This window comes from Uliginosibacterium sp. sgz301328 (assembly GCF_041807905.1).
Classification (GTDB): Bacteria; Pseudomonadota; Gammaproteobacteria; order Burkholderiales; family Rhodocyclaceae; genus JBGVSA01.
Map to the genome: position 1 here is coordinate 1 of NZ_JBGVSA010000057.1, position 5,601 is coordinate 5,601.

The following is a 5,601-nucleotide window of genomic DNA, read 5'->3' on the forward strand; positions in this document are numbered from 1 at the left end:
CGCCGCGCGGCGGCTCCAGCGTGAATTCCACGACACGGTAATCGACCGGGTCGACATCCAGCGCGCGACGGTTGTCGTCGAAGGTACCCATGCGCATGCGTTCCTGGCGCAAGGTGCCGAGGTCGACGTCGGCCAGCGCGATGCGTTCGGCGTCGGGAAAGCGATCGCTCTGCGCGAGCAGCCGGCCGTTCTCGTAGATTGCCGTCTGGCCGTCCCACGCCAGATCGGTGGTCGACTCGCCCACGCCCGCCGCGGCATACAGGTACGCGGCAATGCAGCGCGCCGACTGCGACTGGCACAGCAGATGGCGCGTATCGGCCTTGCCGATGGTGATGTTGCTCGCCGACAGGTTGGCCAGCACCAGCGCGCCCGCCAGCGACGCGCGCGCGCTGGGCGGCGCGGGCAACCACAGGTCTTCGCAGATCTCGGCGTGCACCACCAGGTCGGTCACGTCCTGCGCCGCGAACAGCAGATCGGTGCCGAAGGGCACGGCCACGCCGCCGATGACGATCGCCTCGCCTTCGATGCCGGCGCCCGACGCAAAGTGGCGGCGCTCGTAGAACTCGCGGTAGTTCGGCAGGTAGGTCTTGGGCACCGCGCCGAGCAGGCGTCCGCGATGGATCGCGACGGCCGTGTTGTACAGGCGGTGACCGTGGCGCAGCGGTGCGCCGACGAGGATCAGCGGCAGCAGCTCGCGCGAGGCTTCGGCGAGCTGGACGAGCGCGGCTTCGACGGCGTCGAGTAACACGTCCTGCAGCAACAGGTCGTCTATGGCGTAGCCCGACAGGCACAGCTCCGGGAACACCGCCACCGCTGCGCCGCGCTCGCTGCATTCGCGGGCGACGGCGGCGATGGTGGCGGCATTGGCGTGCGGTTGCGCCAGCGCACAGGGCACGGTACAGGTCGCCACACGGGCAAAACCGTGACGATAGATCGAACGAAAATCCACGTATCAGTCCTCAAGCGCCCCGTCATGGCGGGACTCAAGCCGGCATGTTACCGCGTGTGGCCGCCACCGGTGCGAGCTGACCGACGGGTCAGGCCCGCACGCGGCCCATCGACGGCTGCGCCTCGCGGGGCCGATACGAGGGCGGGTTCGTCCCAACCCGTTGCGCGAAATAGGCAATGGTGCGGGAAAGCCCTTCTTCGAGCGACACGCGGGGCTCCCAGCCCAGCGCCGAGCGCGCCAGCGATATGTCCGGGCAGCGTTGAACCGGATCGTCGCTGGGCAGTGGGCGGAATTCGATGCCCGATTGCGAGCCGGTCAGTTCGATCACCTGGCGCGCGATGGCCAGCATGCTCATCTCCTGCGGGTTGCCAAGGTTGATCGGTCCGCACAGATCGTCGTCGCTATCCATGAATCGCACGAAGGCGCCGACCATGTCGTCGACGTAGCAGAAGGCGCGCGTCTGGTGGCCGTCACCGTATACGGTGATCGGCTGGCCGGTCAGCGCCTGCATGATGAAGTTCGACACCACGCGGCCGTCGTTGGGATGCATGCGCGGTCCATACGTATTGAAAATGCGCGCCACGCGGATCGATACGCCGTGTTGGCGGCGGTAGTCCATGAATAGCGTTTCGGCGCAGCGCTTGCCTTCGTCGTAGCACGAGCGCAGGCCGATCGGATTCACGTGGCCCCAGTAGCCCTCGGTCTGCGGGTGCACGTGCGGGTCGCCGTATACCTCGCTGGTCGACGCCTGGAAGATGCGCGCCTTCACGCGCTTGGCCAGGCCCAGCATGTTGATTGCACCATGCACGCTGGTCTTGGTGGTCTGTACCGGATCGAACTGGTAGTGCACGGGCGAGGCAGGGCAGGCGAGGTTGTAGATCTGGTCGACTTCCACGTACAGCGGAAAGGTGATGTCGTGGCGCAGCACCTCGAAGCGCGGGTTGTCGAGCAGGTGGGCGATGTTGGCACGCCGTCCGGTGTAGAAGTTGTCGACGCACAGCACCTCGTGGCCGTCGGCCAGGAGCCGTTCGCACAAGTGCGATCCGAGAAAGCCGGCGCCGCCCGTCACGAGCACGCGCCGCGAAGGTTCATAGGCGTTCATGTCTCACTCCTCCGGTATCGGCCATCACGCTGTGACGCGTGCGAAAGCCGTGCACCAGTCATCGATGAAACGGCCGATGCCGAAACGCTCCAACGCCAGCCGCCTGCCGGCCTCGCCCCAGTCGCGCGCCAATCCGGGGTCGGCGATCAGCCGGCGCATCACCGTTACCAGCCGCTGCGGATCGGTATCGACGTAGCCGTTGTGGTCATTGCGCACCACCGTGGCGAGTTCCGTCGTTGCCAGTCCGACCACGGGTACGCCGATCATCATGGCCTCGATGATCGACAGGCCCAGGCTGGTGTAGCGGATCGGATTGAAGAAAAAACGGTAGCGCGCGGTGAACGCCGCCAGTTGCAGGTTGCCGATCTCGCCGATGCCATCGAGGCTTTCGGCATCCATGCCGACGAGATCGAGCGGCACCGCCCGACGGGCTTCTTCGAACACATCCCGCCCGAGCCGGCGACCGCGACCGCGCATGTTGTTGACCACCACCACGCCGCGCGGCAGCTCTCCGCTGTAATGCACGCCGGGGGGCACCACCACGCCGTGCTCGATGACGCAATGCGGCGTGATTCCGCTGTCCCACATCAGCGCGTTGAACGGCGTCACGTGGACGAGCAGCACGCGTTCGTCTTGCACTGGATGCAGCGTATTGGTCGGATGCTGTTGGGGTGGATCGTGTTCGAGATAGATCGCCGGCAGCGAGCGTTGCGCATCGTCCAGCACCTGCAGGCGGTCTTCGGCGTAATGCCGGGCCGACTGATACAGCACGCAGTCGAACGACTGGCCGGGCAATGCCAACTCCGGCAACTCGTGCACGTTGTCGCCCCACGGCAGCTGGCCTGTGCGGCCCGCGTAACCGGGCGGGTCGCCGGGACGCGTCACGAGGTAGAAGTCGTGCGGCACCTGGCTCAGGTAATACAGGTAATTGCCGTGCACGTGCCAGGTCAGGATGCGGAGTCGGCGTTCAAGCTGCGGCATCGGTGGCTTCCTCCAGTTGCGCGTCGATCTGGGCGAGCACCGCCGCGGGGGTGACATTCCACGCGCAGGCGTGCCCGTACGGACAGACTTCGAACGCGCACGGCCGGCATGGCGCATCCGCCCACAGCACCCGGTGACGTTGCGCATCGAGCGGCGCCCAGCGGTGCACATCGCTGCCACAGGCCACGATCACGCTCGGGTGCCGCAGCGCTGCCGCAAGATGGGACACCCCGGTGTCGTTGCTGACCAGCAGGCGACTGCTCGCCATGAGTGCGGCCATGCCGCCGAGCGAGGTGCGGCCCGCCATGTCATGCACCATCGTGGCCGCGCATCCCATGGCGCGCAGCGTGCGATGCAGATCGGCGGCAATGGCGCCCTCGTCGCTCGAACCGGTCAGCACCAAGGGCCAGCCGCGCGCCACCAACGACTGGCCGACATGCGCGAAATTGATCGTCGGCCAGCGTCGCGAGGGCAAACGTGCCCCACCGTGCAGGCATACGTAGGCGCCTTCGCGCAGGCCTGCCGCGGCACGCAGAGCACCCGCTTCGGCGAGATCTTCGGCACGCAACGGAAAATCCCACGCCGGGCCTTCGTCCGCCAGACCCAGCGAACGCGTCAGCGCGAGGTACCGTAATGGTTCAGGCAAATCGTCGGGCCACGGGATGAAGCCTTCGCGCGGCGGCGAACCGTGCGGCACGAAACCGACCGTGCGCCTCGCGCCGAAGCCGGCGACGATCGCATTGGTGAGGGAGCCGTCGCCGTGCATCTGTATGGCGAGATCGAAACGACGCTCCCGCAGCGCATCGAAAAAGCCTTCCCGTCGATCCTGACTGACCGGCTGCTCCGGCAAGCCCGGCATGCCCGGAAAAGGAACCAGTTCGTCGATCGACTCGCCGTAGCGGTCGACGAACCCGGCCGCCGAGGGCAGGCCGACGAGCACGATGCGGGCCTGCGGATAGCCGCGCCGCAGCGCGCGCAGGGCCGGCACGCTGCACAGCATGTCGCCGAGCTGCAACGCGCGGAACACCACGATCGAATGCACCCCGGCGCTCGACATGGCCGGCTCCTAGAAGAACATCACCCGGTAGCGCAGCCCGCCGACCGCGCGCCAGAACAAGGCCAGCGGCGGAATCAGCGTGGAGGTCACCACCATTTCCGCGACATGCGACCAGGATCGCGACGCGCCTTTCAAGCGCCGCTGGCAGAACGCCGCCGTGAGCACCAGCCAGATCGCAAGTCCGGCGTACGTCATGCCGATCCGGCCGATGAACAGCCCGACGGGCATCGCCAGCAGCGCGACCACAATGGCGTAGTAATCGAGCGGCGGCACGGGGCGGATGCGCTGCCGATACTGACGCGGATACTTGCGATACAGCAGCGCGTCATACATCACCTTGCGTTGCAGCCTGACGCTCACGCCCCACGGCGCCGGGCGCACGGGGTGCGTGATCGTCGCCTCGGGCGCGGCCACGATACGGTGGCCGCTCTCCATCAGGGCGAATTGCAGGTCCGAGTCTTCGCGCCACGCGAGCTGGTAGCGCTCATCGAACCCGCCCACGGCTTCGAGCGCGCGGCGCGTCACGAAGCAGTTCGCGGTGATGAACTCCGCCTTCTGCAGGCCGGCGATGTCCCGTTCGTAGTCGGTTGGCGGGTCAGGGGTGGGCACGACGGTGCGGCCGACCGCCGCATCGGCGCCGCTGGCCAGCGCTTCGAGGCCGGCACGCAGCCAGCCACAGTCGGGGATGGTGTCGTCATCGGTGAAGGCAATCAGCGGTGTATGGGCGGACCGCCAGCCGCGATTGCGCGCACCAGCGGGCCCCTGCGTGTCGACCACTGGCACGTAGCGGATGCCGGGGCCGCCGGGCTGGTTGGCGATGGCCGAGACGATCAACGCTGTGCCGTCGTCTGGCCCATCGTCGGCCACGATGATCTCGTAGAGATCCTTGTCGACGTTCTGCGCACACAGCGCCACCAGGCAGCGATGCAACAATTGTGGACGGCGATAGGTGGGGACGACGACGGCGATCACAGGCCCGTTCATGACGGCACCTTTTCGAGCAGGAACGAACCGATCACCAGTGCGTCGAGGGGGGACGTCCAGAAGCACTCCACGGCGTCGCGCGGTGTGCACACGATGGGCTCGCCGCGCGTGTTGAATGACGTATTGACGAGGATTGGCACATCCGTAAATCGCTCGAACGCCGCGAGCAGGTCGTAATATAGCGGGTGCTGCCGGCGATTGACCGTCTGCACCCGCGCGGTGCCGTCGACATGGCATACGGCCGGGATGCGCGAGGCCTGTTCTTCGATCACCTCGAAGATGAACAGCATGAAGGGCGCGACCCGACCGGAGGGGCGCACGCAGCGGAACCAGTCTGCGGCACGCTCCTCCATCACCACCGGTGCGACCGGGCGGAAATCCTCGCGGTCCTTGATCTCGTTGAGCCGCGCCTGCATGTCGGCATGGATCGGCGAGGCCAGTATGGAGCGCGCGCCCAAGGCCCGCGGGCCGAACTCCATGCGTCCCTGGAACCAGCCGATGACTTTGTCCTGTGCGAGCAGCGCGGCG

Annotated in this window: 6 protein-coding genes; all 6 read right to left on the reverse strand. The window is 67.1% G+C overall.

Translation table 11 applies throughout. The features are described 5' to 3' along the window. The coding region (locus ACDA63_RS19985) for a nitrilase-related carbon-nitrogen hydrolase (protein ID WP_373665065.1) at positions 1 to 949 on the reverse strand (949 nt) is incomplete at its 3' end. A gap of 88 nt (positions 950 to 1,037) precedes the next feature. Further along, positions 1,038 to 2,051: a UDP-glucuronic acid decarboxylase family protein gene (locus tag ACDA63_RS19990; RefSeq protein WP_373665066.1), complete on the reverse strand. Its 1,014-nt coding sequence runs from the start codon at positions 2,049 to 2,051 to the stop codon at positions 1,038 to 1,040. Positions 2,052 to 2,075: 24 nt separating this feature from the next. Further along, positions 2,076 to 3,032, reverse strand: coding sequence for a glycosyltransferase (locus tag ACDA63_RS19995; protein WP_373665067.1), 957 nt, complete (start codon positions 3,030 to 3,032; stop codon positions 2,076 to 2,078). Beyond that, positions 3,019 to 4,089, reverse strand: a complete 1,071-nt coding sequence (locus tag ACDA63_RS20000; protein WP_373665068.1) for a glycosyltransferase family 9 protein — start codon at positions 4,087 to 4,089, stop codon at positions 3,019 to 3,021. Before ACDA63_RS20000 ends, ACDA63_RS19995 begins: the two co-directional genes overlap by 14 nt. Before the next feature lie 9 nt (positions 4,090 to 4,098). Next, the gene (locus ACDA63_RS20005; protein WP_373665069.1) at positions 4,099 to 5,073 is read right to left on the reverse strand and encodes a glycosyltransferase family 2 protein; all 975 of its coding nucleotides are present in this window, start codon (positions 5,071 to 5,073) and stop codon (positions 4,099 to 4,101) included. Further along, positions 5,070 to 5,601, reverse strand: a 532-nt coding sequence (locus ACDA63_RS20010) for a carbamoyltransferase C-terminal domain-containing protein (protein WP_373665070.1), incomplete at its 5' end; no start/stop codon positions are given. The genes ACDA63_RS20010 and ACDA63_RS20005, both read right to left, overlap by 4 nt.